The organism is Pseudoalteromonas sp. J2K-J599 (assembly GCF_059295115.2).
This window is the reverse complement of the sequence record NZ_CM200271.1, coordinates 3499489-3518993: the sequence shown is the minus strand read 5'-3', so window position 1 is coordinate 3518993 and position 19505 is coordinate 3499489. Positions and strand designations below refer to the sequence as shown.

Here is a 19505-nt window from a genome sequence, read left to right as displayed (position 1 = left end):
AAGTAATGTCAGTTATTCGCGGTGTATTCAGTATTATTTTTTACACAATAAACACACTTTTTTGGTTTGTGCCTATTTTTATTTGTGGGCTTATAAAGCTTATACCTATTAAGCCTTTACAAAAGATTATGAGCTGGGCTGCAAAGCAATTTGCAACTATTTGGGTGACCTTTAATAGTTTAAATCAAAAGTTATTTACGCCAACTAAACTTAATGTAACTGGCCTTGAAGACCTTAAGCTAAAGGATTGGTACCTAGTAATTGCAAATCACCAAAGCTGGGTCGATATTTTAGTATTGCAGCGCGTGTTTAACCGTAAAATTCCATTTTTAAACTTCTTTTTGAAAAAAGAGCTTATTTACGTGCCTATTCTAGGTTTGTGTTGGTGGGCGCTTGATTTTCCGTTTATGACTCGCACGAGTAAAAGCCAATTAAAAAAGAATCCAAAGCTGCGTGGCAAAGACTTAGAAACCACGCGTAAAGCCTGCGAAAAATTTAAAGAGATGCCAGTAAGTGTGGTTAACTTTGTAGAAGGCACTCGTTTTACTACACAAAAGCACGCGCGCCAAAATAGTCCGTTTCCACATTTATTAAAACCAAAAGCGGGCGGTATTGCTTTTGTAATGCAAGCAATGGGCGAGCAAATTACTAAAGTGGTTAACGTTACCATTCATTACCCTGATGGGATTCCTACATTCATGGATTTTGCAGGTGGTAAGGTAAAAAATATCAACGTACACGTGGATGTAAGGCCTGTAAGCGAAGAGCTTATTGGTGACTACACCGGCGATTCTGAATTTAGAGTACGCTTTCAAAGCGAGCTAAATCGTTTATGGGAAAATAAAGAGCAAACATTACAATCGCTCGAAAAACACCCCAAATAAAAGGCAAAAATATGAGCTTACAGTTATGCTAAAAAAGTGGTTACCAAATTGGCTTAACGGCTTAATTGTGGGCTGCGTATTGTTTTCTAATGTAATGCTTTTTGGCTCACTAGTATTTGTACTAGGGCTTATTAAGTTATTACTGCCTTTGTCTGTTGTTAACTCTTTATTGCACAGCGCTTATCGAGGGTGGTGCAATGGCAATCGGTTTGGCTTGTGGTTAGGTTGTCCTAATATTATGGTTGATATAAGTGGCGATTTAAATTCAAAAAGTTGGTATTTACTTATATGTAATCACACGAGTTGGTTAGATATAACTGTGCTTAGCTCATTACATGCATTACCAGCCCCTAAGTTTTTTTTAAAAGATGAATTAAAATACGTGCCTTTTATTGGCACTGGTGCGTGGGCTATGGGTATGCCGTTTATGAAACGGGTAAGCAAAGCACAGCTTGCTAAAAACCCAAAATTGAAAGGGTTGGATGTAGAGCGCACAAAGCACAGCTGTCGCAATTTTCGTCACTATCCTACTACCATCGTTAATTTTGTTGAAGGCACACGCTTTACGCCAGCTAAGCATAATCTGCAGCAAAGTCCTTTTAAGCACTTATTAAAACCCAAAGCGGGTGGCATTGCTTTTGCGCTTGAAGTGCTAGCCAACCAATTTGATGCCATGCTAAATACAAGTTTAGTGTATAGCGGTAAAACAGATCACGTTTGTCGGAACTTACTCAAAGGCGAGCTAGATTCTATTTATGTTTCAATAGACGTAACGCCCATTAATGACAATATGCAGGGCAGCTATCAAACCGATGACGTATTTAAAGCTAATTTTCAACATTATGTGAATGAGCTATGGGTTGCGAAAGATCAGCAGCTTGCCGATATTTATGCTCAACAAGATTTACCTGAACCACAAATCAGTAAGGAAATTGAAACACTATGACCAATACCCACCTACAGGAGTTAATCGCTCCTTGGTTTGAAAAAGTACCCGATGCGGATTTTCTTAGTTCTATTACCGCAGTTTCAATAGGGATTTTTTCTTTATTAATTGTTTACTTATTTACTCGTAGGTTAATGTTACCAGGCATTCAAAAAGTGGTAACTAAGCTTTCGCCTCAACGTATTGGTTCGTTGTCGCCTATGCTTAATAAGCTTAATAGACGTATTGCAGGTATGCTTTGCTGCGTATTATTTTTGGCGACCTTTGACAGTGTTTATCCGGTTAATGAGCTGACCGCTGAAATTTTGAAAACGGTTGGCCAAGCCATACTAATTATTCATGTAGGTTTTATTTTTAGCAGTATTGTAAGTATTGCGGGTTCTATTTATAACCAATTGGAGTTTGCACGCGAAGTCCCTATTCAGGGCTTAATTCAGGTTGTTAAGCTAATCACCTTTATTGTGTGTGCTATTTTAATTGTAAGTATTTTCCTTGAGAAATCTCCCACTTATATTCTCTCTGGCTTTGGTGCTATTGCAGCTGTTACGTTATTAGTATTTAAAGACACTATTTTAGGCTTTGTAGCGAGTATTCAAATCGCAGCAAATCGCCTAGTAACCTATGGTGATTGGATTCAAGTAGAAAACTACGGCGCCGATGGCGAAGTAATTGATTTGGGTTTAAACACTGTAAAGGTACGTAACTGGGATAACACCATAACAACTATTCCAACTTATATGCTAGTTGCGGGTTCGTTTAAAAACTGGCGTGGTATGCAAGAGTCGGGCGGTAGACGTATTAAACGTTCACTTAATATAGATATGCACAGTATTTGTTTAGTAAGTGACGAATTTAGAAAACAAATAGATGCGGCTATTCCGTTGCATGATTACATTCGAGTGACGACACTACCCGCTCAGGTTTCTAATTTAGGGCTGTTTCGTCGTTATGCTGAGGGCTATTTAAAGCAGCACAGTAAAATTAATACGTCGCTTACGTTAATGGTACGAGAGCTACAACCAATGAACCACGGGTTACCGATTGAGTTTTATTGCTTTAGTGAAGACAAACGCTGGATTTCGTACGAGCATCTACAAGCCGAAATAATGGACCATTTACTTGCAGTATTGCCAGTGTTTGGGCTTAGGGCATATCAAAGTGTTAGTGGGCAATTAAGCCCTCCTAACGAGCAACAAACAGATAAGCCAACATTTAGAGTGATGGCAAATAGTGCTGCAAAAGACCCACAGCAATAAATAAAGCTAAGAGCCACCAAATAGGTGGCTTTTTAAATCGCAGCCATGCAAATGTAATTATTACTAACGCAACCTGCCAAAGGTTATGCACAGCCGATGTCCAAATTGGTGAATACAATGCGGCCGCTAAAAAACCGACTACCGCTGCATTAAGCGCCGCTATTGAACTTGCAAAACGCGGCTTACTTGCCAAGTTAATCCAACTCTTCTGGAACGCCAGTATAAGTAAAAAACCAGGCATAAATATAAGCAGTGTAGCTATAAGGGCACCCACTAAAGGTTGCTCAGTAGTAAGTTGTGCGCCTAAGTAAGTAGCAATAGTAAACATAGGCCCTGGCACTGCCTGTGCACTCGCGTAAGCACTTAAAAACTGATCATCACTCAATGCTGGTACGCCAGCTTGAAGTACCGGCAGTACTACGTGTCCGCCGCCAAACACCATTGCACCCGCTTGGTAAAAAGGGGTAAACAAAGCAAACTCATGCCCTAGTGGAATAAAGCTAACCCCAAGTAAGAGTGCAAATAACCCCAGTGCAATCCAATTAATATTACTGTTTTTACTGCTAACATCGTCTGCTACTGTGCCAAGTTTTAATAAAGGCCATATAGCACCTATTGTTGCAGCGGTGATTAAAATCGCTATTTGAGTTCCCATCATTGGAAATAACACCAAGGCAAGTGTACTCATTATCGCAAGTAACTTAAGCGCAGCACTTGTACAAAAGCTTTTAGCCATACTAAGTGTTGCATCCGCGACTATAACAACGGCAAATAACTTTAAGCCTGCAATAATTGCAAAGTAAACAGCGTCAAACTGATGGGCACTAACCGCAAGCAGCACCATTATTAAAAACGAAGGCAAGGTAAAGCCTACAAAAGCAGCTATACCACCCAGTACTCCTGCACGCTCAACACCAATAGCAAAACTAACTTGGCTAGAGCCTGGCCCTGGTAATGCTTGGCTTAAACTAATAAGTTGTGCGTAACGGGTGTTAGTTAGCCAATTTAACGAGTCTACAAAGTGGCGCTTAAAATAGCCTAAATGCGCAGTGGGGCCACCAAAACTCATGCACCCTAGTAAAAAAAATTGTCTAAAAATAGCAATTAACATTGCGCCAAGATCCTTTGTAAAATTCATTAAATTGTCACAGCGTAGTATGACATTTTTATTAAAACGGCACATTAGTTTGAGGTCTGTTTAACAATCAAGCAAGATGCGCTGCTTTTAACACTCTCTTCATAGTTTGTTCATACATGTATTTGCATACTCTTGCTAAATTCTTAATGAATAGGGTATCACCATGACTTTAACTAAATCACTTTTAAGCGTAACCGTAGTAGCTGTATTACTTTCTGGTTGTGAAATGAATAACACTGGTAAAGGTGCGGCTATTGGCGCAGCAGCGGGTGGCGTATTAGGTAAAGCAACAAGTAACCATAAAGATAAGCGTATTTTTATAGGCGCTGCTATCGGCGCACTAGCTGGCGCTGCAGTGGGTAACTACATGGATAAGCAAGAAGAAGCATTTCGTGATGAACTTGCAGGCTCTGGTGTTGAAGTTGTACGTGAAGGCGATAACTTGCGTTTAGTTATGCCATCTAATATTACGTTTGCGACCGACCAATCTTATATTTCGTCTGGCTTTAACGATACCTTAGATGCTATTGCTAAAGTGATGAACAAATACGAAAAAACGTACCTAAGTATTGAAGGCCATACAGATAGCACAGGTAAAGACAGCTACAACATGAACCTATCGCGTGAACGTGCTCAAAGCGTTAAAAACTACTTAGTGAACCAGCAAATCATGGCTGAGCGTGTAAGTACTATGGGTTATGGCGAAACACGTCCAATTGCGACTAACGATAGTGCAAATGGCCGTGCTCAAAACCGCCGTGTAGAAATTCAAATAGTACCAAACACTGAAGAATAATTAGCCTTTATTAAACTGTAATTCACACAGTTTTTGATACAACGGGTTACTTGCTACTAATTCTTGGTGGGTACCCGTTGCTATAATCTCTCCATTTTCCATTACCACAATCACATCGGCATGTTTAACCGTTGCTAGTCTATGGGCAATAATAAGCGTGGTGCGGTTTTGCATTAAATGCTCAAGCGCTGCTTGTACATGGTGCTCACTTTGAGCATCGAGTGCGCTGGTGGCTTCATCAAGAAGGAGTATTTCAGGGTCTTTTAGTATGGCACGCGCAAGCACAATACGTTGCTTTTGCCCCCCCGATAACCGCACACCTTGCTCACCTAAAAAACTGTTATAACCTTGCGGTAATTGTTTAATAAATTCATCTGCATGAGCATGTTTGGCAGCGGCATATACTTGCTCGTCACTTGCTTTTGGGTTGCCGTAGCGAATGTTATGCATTACATCGGAGCTAAACAAGATAGGGTTTTGCGCGACCATACCCATTTTACCTCTGAGGGTATTAAGCGATAATTCTTTAATGTTTATATCTTTAAATTTAATGGCTCCGCTAGCCGGATCGTAAAAGCGCTGTAGTAATTCAAATAAGGTTGTTTTACCTGCGCCAGAAGGGCCAACAATAGCCACAGTTTGGCCTTGAAGTATATTTAAACTTATTTTATTAAGTGCGCTTACGTCTGGGCGAGAAGGGTAGTTAAAGCTTATATTCTCAAGCGTAATAGCAGGGCTGTTACTATTTTTTAGTAAGTTACTATCTTGTGGATTTAGTGGGTTTTCTATCTCACTTTTAACAGCAAGTAACTCAAGTAATCTTGCAGCTGCGCCTGCTGCGCGTTGTAGTTCGCCATATACTTCAGCAACGGTTGCCACCGACATTGCCACCATAATAGCGTAAAACACAAAGGCTCCTAGCTCACCGCCAGTCATGGTACCTGCTAATACGTCGCTGCCGCCGACCCACAGCATTGCGCTAATAGCGCTAAAAGTTAAAAATATTACCGCTGCAATTAAAAACGAACGTTGCTTAATGCGGCTTTTAGCCACATTAAAGGCTTTTTCGGTTTCAAGAGCAAAAGCGTGCTGCTCTTGCTCTTCGTGGCTATAGCTTTGCACAACTTTAATATTTTGAATGATCTCGCCGGCATAGGTGCTTATATCGGCTATGGCATCTTGGCTGGAGCTTGCAAGTTTGCGCACCTTTTTACCAAATATCATCATCGGCACTAATACCAACGGCACACAAGCAACAACTACTAAAGTAAGTTTTAAATTAGTAAACAACAGCATAGCAAGTCCACCAACCAGCATAAGTACACTGCGAAGCGCCATAGAAAATGATGAACCAATAATTGATTGCAGTAATGTTGTGTCGGTTGTTAAACGCGACATAAGCTCGCCACTGCGGTTTTCTTCAAAGTAGCTTGGGTGCAAAGTAACAATGCGATTAAATACGGCTTTGCGAATATCGTTACTGACTCGTTCGCCAATCCACGACATTAAATAAAAGCGGCTAAAGGTGCCCACGGCCAATAAACTAATTAAACCAATAAGCACCAATACAGCTTGTTGTAGCTGCGCTTGGGAGCCAGCTATAAAGCCATGATCTATGACAAACTTAACCCCTTGCCCTAATGATAAGTTAACACCTGCTGTTACTAATAGGGCGCCAAGCGCCGCTACTACCATCCATTTATACGGTTTAATAAAAGCAAAAATAGGTAATAAACTACTAAAAGCGGCTTTTTCGGGCTTAGGGCTTTTTTTTGACATAGTGGATTCTTTTTAAAGGTTAAGGTATAGATATGGCACTAAGATAATAAAAATCAATACTATTAAATATTGGCCAATAAGGAAACGTTATGACTACTGCAACCGTAAGTGGAGAATTGAATGTAAATCTAGCCCCAATTGAAGGTTACGCAAGCGGCCAAAACGGCGTTAATTTAGGGCGTATGTCGATAGATAAAACATTTAAAGGTAGCTTAAATGCCACCAGCCAAGGCGAAATGCTAAGCGCCATGACACCCACACAAGGCAGTGCCGGTTATGTTGCCATAGAGCAAGTAATAGGCGAGCTTGACGGCAAAAAAGGCAGTTTTGTACTGCAGCATTTTGGCACTATGGATAAAGGCCAAGACAGCCTAATTTTAAATGTAATTCCCGACTCAGGCACTCATGAGCTAGAAGGGTTAACGGGCAGTATGAAAATACGTATTGAGCAAGGGATTCACTACTACGATTTTGAATACACCTTATAATACCAATCCGCAATATTACTTAATCATTTTGCGGGCCTAAACGTGTCGCTACCTGCGTTAAAAAATTCTCATTTAGAACAACTAAATAGCGAATTTTTTGCCTAGCTATCAACACGTTTTTCCGTCCTCAAATAAGATCACTTAAATAAGCGAATTGGTATAAGATACACAAGGATTAAAATGCAAAAAGTAATCGAATTTAGAAAGACCCGTTTTTTGGGTGGCGTAGATATAGCCGCACTGAATGATCGCATACAGGAATTAAACCAAGATGGCTGGAAAGTAATAAACGCAGTGCCATTGACAGGTTTTTATGGCCAAGTGCACGGTTATACATTACTTATTGAAACTGACGAGCTTTAAATGACATTTACAGTATGGTTAAGCCTAGCGGCTATTTGTATGATGGGAGCAATGTCGCCAGGGCCAAGTTTAGCGGTGGTTTTAAAGCACTCACTTAACGGCAGTATGAAAAACGGAATGCTTGCCGCGCTCAGCCATGGTACCGGTGTTGGGTTATACGCAGGTGCATCGTTATTAGGGTTAGGCGCTTTAATGATGCAGTTTCCAACTGTTTATCAAATACTTGTTTACTTAGGTGCGGCCTATTTGGCGTATTTAGGTATAAAAATATTACTAGCAAAACCCAGCAATAACGAACTTGAAGTACAAAAAAGTCAGGTAAGTGCAGCTAAAGCATTACAAGATGGTTTTGCCATTGCTTTTTTGAACCCCAAGCTCGCTATTTTCTTTTTAGCCTTGTTCTCACAGTTTATTGACCCTCAGCTACTTACTTTAAGTGTGGGCATAATTATGTGCTTAACCGTGTTTGTAATTGATACCGGTTGGTACTTGCTGGTGGCGTTACTGACCGAGGTTTCAAAAAACCGCTTTGGATTTACCAAGCAAAACCCGTGGCTTGATAAAATACTGGGAGTCGTATTTATTGCTCTTGCGATAAAAGTGGTGCTTAGCCTTTAAATAGCGTTCCAAATGTAGGTGTATGTACGCGCATACACCTGCAGCCTAACTCTCATGCCCTGCATACGTATTCATCACATTAATTTTACCTTTTAGTTACAATTTGTTGGTTGTGTTTTGAACAACACAGCAACACCTGACAACAATAACTCAAAGGTTCACACACATGGACAAGTTTAAACTAAGTGCACTTATGCTGGCTTTATTTGCCGCAAATAGTGCATTGGCTGCAAACGAAGGCTCAACAAATCAATCACCCAGCACACAAGCTGAAGATTTAGAAATTATTGAAGTGCGAGGCTTTAGTCGCAGTTTAATCCAATCTTTAAATCAAAAGCGTTTTAGCGATACGGTGTCAGAACAAATTTCTGCCGATGATTTAGGGGCATTGCCTGATATTTCAATGGCCGATGCGCTTACACGATTACCAGGCATTTCAGCAGTAAGAACGGGCGGCCAAGCGGCGCAAATTAATATACGCGGGCTGTCGGGCGGGTTTGTATTTTCAACACTTAATGGCCGCGAGCAAGTATCTACAAGTGGCAGCCGCAGTATTGAGTTTGACCAATATCCGTCAGAATTAATTAGCTCTGCGGCGGTATACAAATCGCCAAAGGCATCGCTTATTGAAGGCGGCGTGGCCGGTACGGTAGAGCTTGAAACCGCCAGCCCACTCAATAACGACCAAACACATAAATTTGTAGCTAATGTGCGCGGTATGTATAACGACCGCGCCTCAGAGGTATCGGATGCCACTGAATTTGGCGACCGAATTAGTTTTTCGTATCAAGGAAAATACCTAGACGACACATTGGGCGTGGCGCTGGGTTATGCGCGCTTGTTTCAGCCAAGTGTAGCAACGCAGTTTATTGGCCTTGCTTACAACGACACAAAAGACGTAGATGGCGCAGCTAACGACACCAATGGCCCTTTAGCTAACCCAGAAAACGAATACATTAGCGAAGGCTTTGAGCTACAGCATTTAGGTGGCGAAGAAACCCGTAATGGCTATTTAGCAGCCATAGAGTGGGCACCGGCAGATAACTTTAAATTAAAAGGTGATGCGTTTTTATCGCGCTTTGATAAAGAGTCGTTTGCCCGTGGCCTGAGGGTTAAATTAGGCGGGCCAACAGCTGCATATGCAAACGCTCAGCTCGACGGTAATGCCGTAATAGGCACAGCGGTTAACCGTACTTCGCAAAGCTATACCCGCGTTGAAATAGTTAACGACGACAACCAAGACTTTGACGAAGTAGATAGTTTTGGCGTTAATGCCGATTGGCAGGTAACCGATAGATTAAGCGTAAATGCCGATGTGTCGCTCTCTCGCGCAAAAAGTAATTTTAGAAATGGCTTACTGTGGAGCTTAGTAGCAGAAGATGCCAATGCAGAAACGCCAGTATTTGATAACAACGTAGCAATTAACTATCAATTAAACGGCTTAAATTTACCTGACGTTGGGTTTAATCAGGCGGCCGCCTTTAGCGATATAGACCGTGTAATGGTCAGCAAATATGGTATTTACCCAGATCAAACAGAAGATGAAGTAACGGCATTTAAGCTCGATTTTAAATATGAGCTAGAAAGCGACATATTTAGCTCAGTAGAGTTTGGTGCGCGCTACTCAGATAGAGAGTACAGCCGAAAACGATCGGTATTTGAGTACGGTAACGACGGGGCGTTTTCAGCAACGCAACCGCCTTTGAGTTTAACCGACGATATGGCCTCTGTGGTTGACTGGCAGGGCGAGTTTAGTTATTTCCCATCGTATTTAGCCATTGATTTAGACAAAGCGCTCAATGCGTGGTTTCCAGATGGCACGCCCGAGCCAGTTCAAACATGGGGTAATGCCGATGGCGTAGACGACGCGCAAGGTTACACAACTAACTATTCGTGGACAGTGCTACAAAGCGGCTCGGTGTTTGAAGATGTGCTAGCTGCGTACGTTATGGTAAACATTAACACGCAAATAGGGGGGCTCGACCTATCGGGTAATGTGGGTGTGCGCCGCGTTGAAACCGATCAATCAGCAACGGTACTAGAAAACGTAGCAGGCGATGCTCGCTTAGGTGCGCAAAATATTGTTGATGAGAACGGCATTGTAAATGATTTATACGCGCCTAATGTATTAGGCACTAAATACACCGACTACTTACCATCATTAAATTTAAATCTGCAACTTAACGATAATTCACTTGTGCGCTTTGCTGCGGCTAAAGTAATGTCGCGTGCGCCAATTAACCGCTTAGCGGGCGATGCCAGTGCAAACGTAAGCGATGATGGTGTTATTAATGGCTCAAGTACTAATAACCCATTTTTAAAACCCTTTTATGCCGACCAATACGACTTATCTTACGAATATTATTTTGAAGAAGGTAACGGCACTATCGCAGCAGCGTTATTTTATAAAAATATAGACTCGTTTGTTGAAACCTTATCAATCGAAAACTTCGACTTTAAAGGCAATGGCTTTAACGTACCTGATTCGATAGAAGACCCAGTTAGTGGCGAGCAAGTTGCCACAACTAACGGTATTTACACCACGGCAGTTAATAACGGTGAAGGTGGCTACATTAGAGGGCTAGAGCTTGCTTATACGCAAGTGTTTACCTTTTTACCTGAGCCATTTAATGGCTTAGGTGCTAATGCAAGTTATTCATACACCGAAAGTGAAATTGAATCGATCACCAGTTTAGGGGGCGACACGTTAGCGCAATCTTTACCTGGGCTATCTAATAACGTGTTTAATGCCACGGTTTTTTACTCAATGGATGATTTTGAAACCCGCCTTAATGTGCGTTACCGCGATGAATTTGTATCAGAGCAGGTTGCCATTAACGAGCAAGTGGTTAATTTTGATGCCGAAACCGTAGTCGACTTTCAAACATCTTATCGCTTTAGCGACTCGCTAACAATGCTTTTGCAAGTTAATAACTTAACCGATGAACCAACCCAAAGTTACTTTGGCTCAGAGCAACGAACAGGGACGACTCAGTACTTTGGTCGTCAGTTCTACCTTGGTTTTACATACAGTCATTAATTAGCAAACGGAGCGTTTAAAAATGAAAATTATAACTATGTCTAAATATTTGCTAATAACGTTAGCGTTAATGCTATTAGCAGCGTGTGGTGGAACAGGTGATGTTGAATCTGGTGAACCATTACTTACCTGTAATGTGCCACAAGTCCCTAATGAAGCGGGGTCACAATGTGTCGATCCCGAACCTATATCGTGCCCTGCACCTACAGTACCTGATGAAAATAACGAAAGTTGCGTGGTTGGCGCCGACCCAACCCTGCCAGACCCTGTTGTATTTGCAGGGGAGGGAGAGGCGGTTTTATTTTATAACCGCTTAGCCGATGATAACTACGAAGGCTACCGATTACATTCGTGGAATAACGATGTGTGTGATGCTTATGCACCACCATTTGATACCAGTGATTGGGCTAACGGCCATGAATACGATGGTATTGATCCAAACTACGGTGCGTACTGGATAATTAACCTTAAAGAGGGTTATAACGAATGTGCCAATTTTATTATTCATATTGGTACAGAAGGGTCAGGTAAGGCGTTTGGTGATGTGGATTTAACCATGCCGCTGATGCAAGACGATGAAACCTTTCAACGTATGAACTTTACCATTCATGGCGAGCCTTCGGTGTTTGAATACCCTATATTAAGTTTAGGCGAACGCGCAGTTGCTATAACAGGTGCTTCAGCGCATTGGATTGATTTAAATACTATTTTGTATAAACCAAGTAACGAGCTTACAAGCCTGATTAAGTTACATTCATCAGCTACGGCTGAGCTTGAAGTGGATATTGATACTGGTTTAAACGGCGATACTATTACGCTGCAATCAAGCAATATAACTGATGAGCAAGCGTCAAAAGTACCGCATTTAACCACCTGGAACGCATACGAAGGAAGTTGGGATACAAGCACTGCCAAAACGCTTATTAAATCGCAGCTTGTTATTGCAGGTTACGATAGTGAAGGCACGCTGCTAGAAGCAAGCTATGTGCAAACCGCTAAAGCACTCGATGCCCTTTATACGCAAGGCGAAGACGATGCTAATGAAGCTGTGCTTGGTGTAAACTATGGCAATAACGCGATTGATGTAACTGTGTGGGCACCCACCGCTAATAACATGATGCTAAACGTGTTTGATGATGCAAAAACACAAGTGCACTCTACGCCAATGACATTAAATACACAGACAGGTATTTGGCAAGCAAGTTTAGATATGCAATACGACCGCCACTACTACCGCTTTAATTTTGATGTTTACCACCCACTGACTCAGCAAATAGAGTCGCTTTGGAGCACGGATCCTTACTCACTAAATGTATCTACCAATGGTTTATACAGCCAGTTGATTAATTTAGCCGATGAAGACACTAAACCCGAAGGGTGGGATACACGCCTTATTCCTACTGTAGAAAACCCAGAAGATGCGATTATTTACGAAGGCCATGTACGTGACTTTAGTGCGCGCGATAACAGCGTAACAGAGGCTAACCGTGGTAATTACCTTGCATTTACTGAGCTAAATAGTGCTCCTATGCAGCACTTACAAACTTTGGCTCAAAATGGCTTAACACACTTTCATTTATTACCTATTACTGATATTGGCACCATAGATGAAGACGTCAGTAAGCGTGTAGATATTAGCGATACGCTAGGTGATTTATGTGAGCAAATTAATGATGAAGCCGATGCGTGTAAAACCCAAGATAAAAACAGCACCATTATTGATTTAATGGGCGGTTATTTACCAGGCTCAGATGACGCACAAGCACTTGCTAATGCTATGCGCAGCTTAGATAGCTTTAACTGGGGTTACGATCCGCATTACTTTATTGCGCCTGAAGGCTCGTACGCCTCAAGCCCAGAGGGCATTGCCCGCGTTAAAGAAACCCGCGCTATGGTGCAATCACTGCAATCTATTGGTCTGCGCGTAGTGCTTGATGTGGTTTATAACCATACAACATCGTCGGGTATTTGGGACAAGTCGGTATTTGATAAGCTAGTACCGGGTTACTACCATCGCTATAACGAAGTAAGCGGTGAAATAGAGCGCTCAACGTGTTGTGAAAATACAGCTACAGAGCATGTAATGATGGATAAGTTTGTTAGTGATTCATTAGTTATTTTGGCGCGTGAATTTGGCTATGACAGCTTTAGATTTGATGTAATGGGGCACATGCCAAAATCGTCAATTCTTGCAGCACGTGATGCAGTGCAAGCTGTTGATGAAGATAACTACTTTTATGGCGAAGGTTGGGACTTTGGTGAGGTGGCAAGTAACCGCTTATTTGTACAAGCCAAACAAGCCGATATGGCAGGTAGTGAAGTAGGTACCTTTAACGACCGTATTCGTGAAGCCGTTCGCAGTGGTGCATTATTTAGTAATAGCTCAACGGATGGCAATTTAGCAGAGCAAGATACTTTACGTTTGTCGCTTGCGGGTAATTTACAAAACTACATTTTAAAAGACTTTAAAGGTAACTCAGCAAAGGGTAATAGCTTTACTTGGAATACTCAGCCAACGGCGTATGCACTAGACCCTGCCGATAGCATTCATTACGTATCTAAACACGATAACGAAACACTATGGGATCAGCTGCAATATAAACACAGCGCTAACATGAGTATTGAGCAGCGCGTTCGTGCTCATAATATGGCGTTAGCACTCCCTCTTATGAGCCAAGGTATTCCATTTATGCAAATGGGCGCCGACTTGCTACGTTCAAAATCGATGGATCGTAACAGCTACGACTCGGGCGACTGGTTTAACTTTGTTGATTTTACCCAAGATACCAATAACTGGAATATTGGCTTGCCACCCGCACAAGACAACGAAGTGAAATGGCAAGAAATTATGCCTATTTCTGCTAATACCCAAGCGGCTGCACAGCCACAAGATATTACCTTTGCACATGATGTATTTAATGAATTTTTACAAATACGTAGTAGCAGCCCACTATTTAGATTAACCACAGAGCAAGATGTTATTGAGCGAGTGGGTTTTCATAACGTAGGTAAAGCGCAGCAACATGGCTTAATTGTAATGAGCATTGATGATGGCGAAGGTCTAACAGACTTAGACCCTGCATTTGACGCGCTTGTTGTCGTGATTAACGCAACCGAGCAAACCCTTAGCCATACTATTGCCACCGCAGCGGATTTTGAATTACACAATGTATTAAAAAACAGCGTTGATGCAAGTATGGCTAGCGCCAATTTTGCCGCAGGCGATAACGAAGGCACATTTACTGTACCGCCTTACACATTAGCTGTTTTTACTAAAAACCAAGGTGAGAGCCAAGGTGCTGGTTTAAGTGCAAATGCAACCGTAGGGGCACCTGATGTAGTACCTTATGGTAGCACCGCTGTGTTTGTGCGCGGTAGTTTAAACGACTGGGGCACACGCGATGCATTTGAATATATTGGCGATGGTGAATACCGTATAGCAATTGCACTGAGCGCTGGCGATTACGAATTTAAAATTGCCTCTGAAGATTGGTCTACGGTTGATTTTGGTGCGCTTACTGACGCTGATAAAGATGTAGTTGAAAACCAAAGCGAGCCATTAACGCGATCAGGTGCAAACATGACATTTAGCGCTGCCATTGATGCAACCTATGTATTTTCGCTTGATGCTTCAAACCCTGAAAATCCAACGCTTACTTTATACAACGAAGAGCCATTTATAGGCACTGCTATTTATGTGCGCGGTACGCTTAATGACTGGGGAGTAACCGATGAGCTAAGTTATAAAGGTAAAGGCATTTACACCTTTACTAAAACACTGAGCGCTGCAAGCTATGAATTTAAAGTAGCGTCAGAAGATTGGAGCACGGTTGATTATGGATCGGCTGAGGGAGATGCCAGTGTTATGGTTGGCACTGCAGAGCAGTTGTCGGTTGCGGGCGCGAATATGACCATCGACATTGCAGAAGAAGGTGAATACCAGTTTATATTTGACGCCAGTGATTTAAATAACGTATCGCTAAAAGTGCTCAACGCTGAAATGTTTGCACAAACGACAGTGTTTATTCGTGGCAGCTTAAATGACTGGAGTACTGATAACCCGCTGATGTACGAGGGTGATGCAATTTACTCTACATCAATAGAGTTAGAAGCAGGTGACTACGAATTTAAAGTAGCGTCTGAAGATTGGAGTACCGTTGATTACGGTGGAGCAGGCGATACGCCGGTAGTGGCAATTGATGAACTAACACCACTTGAAGCCGTAGGTGCTAATATAGCACTAAATATTACCGAACAAGGTACTTACACGTTTAATGTAATAGGCCCAGATAGAGAAAATGTAAGCATACTTATTAATAAGTAGTAGCAGTTTATTTTCCCAGACCTAAGCCGAGCATAGCCCTGTATGCTCGGCTTTTTTGTATGTACATAAGTGTGTGAAAGTATATTTGAATGCTAATTATAAATGTTTGGACTAAATTGCATTCAATATTAGATTGGCGTACTTTTATAAATCCCCAACCATACAAAAGAAAGCTAATGAGTAACTTAACCTTAAAAAGTGCTAATTTTGATCCTAAAGTAAAACAATACTGGATGGTTACTGCCTCGCTATTTGCAATGTTGGCTCTTGTTACTATACCGCTTATACCTATCATTTTACTTATTGTATGGCTGGTGGGCGGACGAATACTCGCAGCTATGTCGGCTGACTTATTACCACAAAAATTGGTAGTTAAACGTGGCATATTATTTAAAGAAGAAAAATCTATTCCGCTTGAAAAAATAACAGATGTAGGTTTAAGCCAAGGGCCGCTCATGCGAATTTTTGGATTATATCGTTTAAGCTTTGAAACAGCAGGGCAGTCAGGAAATGGTGCTTTAGTGTCTTTGCTTGGTGTGGTTAATGCGAGTGAGTTTAGAGAGGCGATACTTGAGCAAAAAGATGTATTGGCTAATCAAGGTAAAACGTCGCAGCAGGCAACAGAGCAAAGTGAAAAAGAGCTACTGAGAGCACTTACTTATAGCGTTAAAAATATTGAGCAGATGCTACTTGTTTTACTTGATGAAAGACAGCAAAAGTAACTTGTTTGAACTTGTAATGCTTATAAGGATATTTTTATGAATACGGAAATAGAAAATATATTTAATAATTATCCTGAGATAGTAAAAAGTAAGCTTATAAAATTACGAGAGTTAATTTATACCGTAGCACAAGAGCAAAACTTAGGAGCTGTTGAAGAGTCTTTAAAGTGGGGAGAGCCAAGTTATAACACAATAAATGGCAGCCCCATTCGCGTAGGCTTTAAGGGCTCCTCGTGTTATTTGTTTTTTCATTGCCAATCAAAGCTAGTAAGCACATTTAGAGAGTTGTATTCCCACACTCTCACCTTTGAAGGTAACCGGGCAATTGTATTTAATAGTGAAAAGCCATTACCAGAGTACCCAGTTAAAGAGTGTATTAAATTAGCACTGACTTATCACAAAGTTAAACGCCTACCTTTACTAGGCGCATCATTATAAGTATTCAGTTGATGTTTAAAACACACTACATATTTGGTTTGCGTCACAGGTAATAACGGTTACGTTTTCATAACCCACACGCGTTAACGCTTCTGCTCCCAACGTTGCGCGCGCACCACTTGCGCAGTGCACGTAAATAGGGCGAGCTGCGTCTTTTTCTATTTCCATCAGTTTCATCTCGAGTAATCCACGCGGAATATTTATAGCGCCGGCAGCCGATTTTGTCGCGTGCTCTGCAGGTTCTCGTACATCAATAAGTAAACCCTTACTTTGTTCAAGTTCGAGTTTCGCCTGCGCTGCGTCAATACGGCGTTGGTTAGGTGTGATAATTTTTAGTAAATCAGGGATTGATGTAAGCATTAGTTTGTAAATCCTCTTTTTCTTAAAAAAGACATTAATGAGTGCTACTTGGTATAAGTAGGTTGAATTGAGTTAATACTTATAAATAACGTTAAAAACTGAAAGTTACTTTATATAAAGTTACTTTATATAAAGTAACTTAATAGTGCGGATACTGCTACAGCACTTCCGCCGATTAATAAAATGGCATCGCTAGTTTCATGGCCATCTTAATATTAGTAAAACCTAATGTTAATTATATTAGAACTTACTAATGTAAAAGTCTATACTTAAAAAGGTATCAAAAAGAGAAATAATAAAATGAATATTGAACAACTAGCTGTCAACGCAGAGCAAGCCGAACAGTTTTTAAAATTAATGGCTAACAAAAATCGCTTAATGATTTTATGTAGTTTATTACAAGGTGAGCAAAGTGTAGGTGAGCTAAATAAAAATGTACCTTTAGCACAGTCAGCGTTATCTCAGCATTTAGCAAGTTTACGCAAGGCAGATATGGTTGCTACTCGCAGAGAAGGGCACACTATTTATTACTCGTTGACCGACCCAAAAGTTGAGTCGATCATTGCTTTGCTATATGAGTGGTTTTGCCGAGCAGAAAATACTAAATAAACGTAGCTATTTCATCGAGTGATTTTTTATCCAGTGCATGAGCAGGTATTGTTGCATCATCACTTGGGTAGCCTGTAATAAGTAGCATGTATGGGCGTTCGTTATCTTTATCGCGATTACATATGTCGGTCAAAAAACTCATTGGCTTTGGAGTATGAGTAAGGGTTGCCAAACCACTGCGGTGCAAAGCTTGAATTAAAAAGCCGGTAGCTAAGCCAACAGACTCATGCACATAATAATTCGTATTTTTATCATCGGTGCTTACGCCGCCCTTTTTTTGACTAAATACAGCTATAAGCCAAGGTGCATGCTCTAAATAAGGTTTGTTGGCGTCGGTACCTAACGGTTTTAGCGCATCTAACCATTCTTCACCTGCTCTGCCTTCGTAAAAAGAACGCTCTAATTTTTCTGCGGCTTCTCTTATTTGTTTTTTTACATCGCTACTGTTTATAGCCACAAAATGCCAAGGCTGATGATTCGCTCCACTTGGTGCTGTGCCAGCTGCTTTTATACATGCTTCAATAATATTTTTTGGTACTGGGCGATCGCTAAAGCTGCGAATGCTATGGCGGCGTTGGCTGGTTTGTAAAAACTCGTTAGCACGATTTAGCATTTCTTCATGTGGATATTCTATAAAGTCATTTAACGGCTGGCTTTGGTGATCTTGCATGGCTTTTCGCTTCTTATAAAAAGTATATGTGGTTTTTATACCGAGTGAATACAGTACAGGCAAGTGTTATGAGTTTAAAATATGTTTATTTGTTGTTACAAATTTAACCATCAAGTAACTTATGTTCCTGTTTTGCTTGTGGTATAAAACATTATAAAAATAATTACTCATATTCAAGGAAGTAAAAATGCTATTAATAACAGGGTTGTCTAAAACCTACGATAACGGCGTACATGCACTACAAGGTGTTGATTTATCTATCGGTAAAGGGATGTTTGGATTACTTGGGCCAAATGGCGCAGGTAAATCATCGCTTATGCGTACCATTGCAACGCTGCAGTCGGCTGATTCAGGTTCAATTACTTTTGATGGCATTGATGTATTTAAAGACCCACAGGCACTGCGCCAACGCTTAGGTTACTTACCACAAGATTTTGGTGTGTACCCGCGTGTTAGTGCTTACGACTTACTGGACCATATGGCTGTTTTAAAGGGAATTCATAATAAAGCAGAGCGTAAAGAGTCGGTTGAAGGATTACTTGCGCACACTAATTTATATCAACATCGCTCAAAAGCGGTCAGTGGCTTTTCGGGCGGTATGCGCCAGCGTTTTGGTATTGCACAAGCCTTACTTGGCGACCCCGACTTACTAATCGTTGATGAACCAACAGCGGGGCTAGATCCTGAAGAGCGTAACCGTTTTCATAACTTGTTAGTAAGCTTAGGCGAGCAAAAAGTAGTTATATTATCGACCCATATTGTTGAAGATGTAGCAGAGCTTTGCCCAAACATGGCGGTGCTGGCAGGCGGTAAAATACTATTAGAGGGCAACCCAATTGCCCTTACCGATAAGCTCCAAGGACAAATTTGGCGCAAAGCCATGAGCCAAGAAGAAGCGCAAGAACTTGAGCCGCAATTACCGGTTATTTCTAAGCGCCTATTTGCAGGGCAAACCATATTACATGTATTAGCCAATGAAGCCCCTGAAGGTTTTGAGCTCAGCAGTGCAAACCTAGAAGATGTGTATTTTTCTACGTTGCTTAATCATCGTAACAGCCAAGTAGCATAAGGAGG

17 protein-coding genes are annotated in these 19505 nt (G+C 41.3%); 13 read left to right on the top strand and 4 right to left on the bottom strand.

Annotated features, from left to right (window positions below):
• Nucleotides 1-5 precede the first annotated feature (5 nt).
• From yihG (AC5NT5_RS15930) to AC5NT5_RS15920, 3 genes are read left to right on the top strand one after another with little or no spacing between them, the layout of a single operon-like run.
• Nucleotides 6-884 (top strand): 1-acylglycerol-3-phosphate O-acyltransferase, YihG family, encoded by an 879-nt coding sequence (gene yihG / locus AC5NT5_RS15930; RefSeq protein ID WP_182682750.1) that lies wholly within the window; start codon nucleotides 6-8, stop codon nucleotides 882-884.
• A 25-nt stretch (nucleotides 885-909) separates the two neighbouring features.
• Complete coding sequence (yihG, locus tag AC5NT5_RS15925) at nucleotides 910-1830, top strand: 1-acylglycerol-3-phosphate O-acyltransferase, YihG family (RefSeq protein WP_165744197.1); 921 nt, start codon at nucleotides 910-912, stop codon at nucleotides 1828-1830.
• Nucleotides 1827-3086: a mechanosensitive ion channel family protein gene (locus AC5NT5_RS15920; protein WP_002959539.1), complete on the top strand. Its 1260-nt coding sequence runs from the start codon at nucleotides 1827-1829 to the stop codon at nucleotides 3084-3086. Before yihG (AC5NT5_RS15925) ends, AC5NT5_RS15920 begins: the two co-directional genes overlap by 4 nt.
• On the opposite strand, the gene chrA is transcribed toward AC5NT5_RS15920, so the two are convergent.
• On the bottom strand, nucleotides 3043-4197 hold the full coding sequence (chrA, locus tag AC5NT5_RS15915; protein WP_494514333.1) for a chromate efflux transporter: 1155 nt from the start codon (nucleotides 4195-4197) through the stop codon (nucleotides 3043-3045). The two genes, AC5NT5_RS15920 and chrA, sit on opposite strands and share 44 nt — an antisense overlap.
• A gap of 190 nt (nucleotides 4198-4387) precedes the next feature.
• Between chrA and AC5NT5_RS15910 the strand changes: the two genes are divergently transcribed.
• The gene (locus AC5NT5_RS15910) at nucleotides 4388-5020 is read left to right on the top strand and encodes a YiaD family glycine zipper/OmpA-like lipoprotein (RefSeq protein WP_002959537.1); all 633 of its coding nucleotides are present in this window, start codon (nucleotides 4388-4390) and stop codon (nucleotides 5018-5020) included.
• Here the strand turns inward: AC5NT5_RS15910 and AC5NT5_RS15905 are convergent, their stop codons facing one another.
• On the bottom strand, nucleotides 5021-6799 hold the full coding sequence (locus AC5NT5_RS15905) for an ABC transporter transmembrane domain-containing protein (protein ID WP_494514305.1): 1779 nt from the start codon (nucleotides 6797-6799) through the stop codon (nucleotides 5021-5023).
• An 89-nt stretch (nucleotides 6800-6888) separates the two neighbouring features.
• Between AC5NT5_RS15905 and AC5NT5_RS15900 the strand changes: the two genes are divergently transcribed.
• The 7 genes from AC5NT5_RS15900 to AC5NT5_RS15870 all read left to right on the top strand — a co-directional run bounded on the left by AC5NT5_RS15900 (nucleotide 6889) and on the right by AC5NT5_RS15870 (nucleotide 16792).
• The gene (locus tag AC5NT5_RS15900; protein WP_182672581.1) at nucleotides 6889-7287 is read left to right on the top strand and encodes a DUF3224 domain-containing protein; all 399 of its coding nucleotides are present in this window, start codon (nucleotides 6889-6891) and stop codon (nucleotides 7285-7287) included.
• A 180-nt stretch (nucleotides 7288-7467) separates the two neighbouring features.
• Nucleotides 7468-7650 (top strand): hypothetical protein, encoded by a 183-nt coding sequence (locus tag AC5NT5_RS15895; RefSeq protein WP_126008475.1) that lies wholly within the window; start codon nucleotides 7468-7470, stop codon nucleotides 7648-7650.
• Entirely contained in the window at nucleotides 7651-8268 is a 618-nt protein-coding gene (locus AC5NT5_RS15890) for a LysE family translocator (RefSeq protein WP_182672582.1), read from the top strand.
• 166 nt (nucleotides 8269-8434) lie between these two features.
• Nucleotides 8435-11308, top strand: coding sequence for a TonB-dependent receptor (locus AC5NT5_RS15885; RefSeq protein ID WP_494514304.1), 2874 nt, complete (start codon nucleotides 8435-8437; stop codon nucleotides 11306-11308).
• A gap of 22 nt (nucleotides 11309-11330) precedes the next feature.
• Complete coding sequence (locus tag AC5NT5_RS15880) at nucleotides 11331-15632, top strand: alpha-1,6-glucosidase domain-containing protein (RefSeq protein WP_494514303.1); 4302 nt, start codon at nucleotides 11331-11333, stop codon at nucleotides 15630-15632.
• A gap of 176 nt (nucleotides 15633-15808) precedes the next feature.
• A complete protein-coding gene (locus AC5NT5_RS15875; protein WP_154904064.1) occupies nucleotides 15809-16354 on the top strand; it encodes a PH domain-containing protein in 546 nt (181 codons plus the stop codon).
• Between the two features lie 36 nt (nucleotides 16355-16390).
• The gene (locus tag AC5NT5_RS15870) at nucleotides 16391-16792 is read left to right on the top strand and encodes a DUF1801 domain-containing protein (RefSeq protein ID WP_193225507.1); all 402 of its coding nucleotides are present in this window, start codon (nucleotides 16391-16393) and stop codon (nucleotides 16790-16792) included.
• 15 nt (nucleotides 16793-16807) lie between these two features.
• Here AC5NT5_RS15870 and AC5NT5_RS15865 read toward each other — a convergent pair whose 3' ends face one another.
• Nucleotides 16808-17152, bottom strand: coding sequence for a rhodanese-like domain-containing protein (locus AC5NT5_RS15865; protein ID WP_494514302.1), 345 nt, complete (start codon nucleotides 17150-17152; stop codon nucleotides 16808-16810).
• Nucleotides 17153-17452: 300 nt separating this feature from the next.
• Here AC5NT5_RS15865 and AC5NT5_RS15860 point away from each other — a divergent pair, with 300 nt between their 5' ends.
• The gene (locus AC5NT5_RS15860) at nucleotides 17453-17761 is read left to right on the top strand and encodes an ArsR/SmtB family transcription factor (protein WP_024594836.1); all 309 of its coding nucleotides are present in this window, start codon (nucleotides 17453-17455) and stop codon (nucleotides 17759-17761) included.
• Here the strand turns inward: AC5NT5_RS15860 and AC5NT5_RS15855 are convergent.
• Entirely contained in the window at nucleotides 17754-18431 is a 678-nt protein-coding gene (locus tag AC5NT5_RS15855; protein ID WP_024594835.1) for a nitroreductase family protein, read from the bottom strand. The two genes, AC5NT5_RS15860 and AC5NT5_RS15855, sit on opposite strands and share 8 nt — an antisense overlap.
• 187 nt (nucleotides 18432-18618) lie before the next feature.
• On the opposite strand from AC5NT5_RS15855, the gene AC5NT5_RS15850 reads away from it, so the two are divergent.
• Nucleotides 18619-19500: an ABC transporter ATP-binding protein gene (locus AC5NT5_RS15850; protein ID WP_494514301.1), complete on the top strand. Its 882-nt coding sequence runs from the start codon at nucleotides 18619-18621 to the stop codon at nucleotides 19498-19500.
• Nucleotides 19501-19505 lie beyond the last annotated feature (5 nt).

Coding starts and splice junctions, on each gene's coding strand:
- AC5NT5_RS15895 (WP_126008475.1), top strand. CDS start 7,468: ATGCAAAAAGTAATCGAATTTAGAAAGACCCGTTTTTTGGGTGGCGTA.
- AC5NT5_RS15905 (WP_494514305.1), bottom strand. CDS start 6,799: ATGTCAAAAAAAAGCCCTAAGCCCGAAAAAGCCGCTTTTAGTAGTTTA.
- AC5NT5_RS15850 (WP_494514301.1), top strand. CDS start 18,619: ATGCTATTAATAACAGGGTTGTCTAAAACCTACGATAACGGCGTACAT.
- AC5NT5_RS15855 (WP_024594835.1), bottom strand. CDS start 18,431: ATGCAAGATCACCAAAGCCAGCCGTTAAATGACTTTATAGAATATCCA.
- AC5NT5_RS15920 (WP_002959539.1), top strand. CDS start 1,827: ATGACCAATACCCACCTACAGGAGTTAATCGCTCCTTGGTTTGAAAAA.
- yihG (WP_165744197.1), top strand. CDS start 910: ATGCTAAAAAAGTGGTTACCAAATTGGCTTAACGGCTTAATTGTGGGC.
- AC5NT5_RS15860 (WP_024594836.1), top strand. CDS start 17,453: ATGAATATTGAACAACTAGCTGTCAACGCAGAGCAAGCCGAACAGTTT.
- AC5NT5_RS15910 (WP_002959537.1), top strand. CDS start 4,388: ATGACTTTAACTAAATCACTTTTAAGCGTAACCGTAGTAGCTGTATTA.
- yihG (WP_182682750.1), top strand. CDS start 6: ATGTCAGTTATTCGCGGTGTATTCAGTATTATTTTTTACACAATAAAC.
- AC5NT5_RS15885 (WP_494514304.1), top strand. CDS start 8,435: ATGGACAAGTTTAAACTAAGTGCACTTATGCTGGCTTTATTTGCCGCA.
- AC5NT5_RS15870 (WP_193225507.1), top strand. CDS start 16,391: ATGAATACGGAAATAGAAAATATATTTAATAATTATCCTGAGATAGTA.
- chrA (WP_494514333.1), bottom strand. CDS start 4,197: ATGTTAATTGCTATTTTTAGACAATTTTTTTTACTAGGGTGCATGAGT.
- AC5NT5_RS15900 (WP_182672581.1), top strand. CDS start 6,889: ATGACTACTGCAACCGTAAGTGGAGAATTGAATGTAAATCTAGCCCCA.
- AC5NT5_RS15865 (WP_494514302.1), bottom strand. CDS start 17,152: ATGCTTACATCAATCCCTGATTTACTAAAAATTATCACACCTAACCAA.
- AC5NT5_RS15875 (WP_154904064.1), top strand. CDS start 15,809: ATGAGTAACTTAACCTTAAAAAGTGCTAATTTTGATCCTAAAGTAAAA.
- AC5NT5_RS15890 (WP_182672582.1), top strand. CDS start 7,651: ATGACATTTACAGTATGGTTAAGCCTAGCGGCTATTTGTATGATGGGA.
- AC5NT5_RS15880 (WP_494514303.1), top strand. CDS start 11,331: ATGAAAATTATAACTATGTCTAAATATTTGCTAATAACGTTAGCGTTA.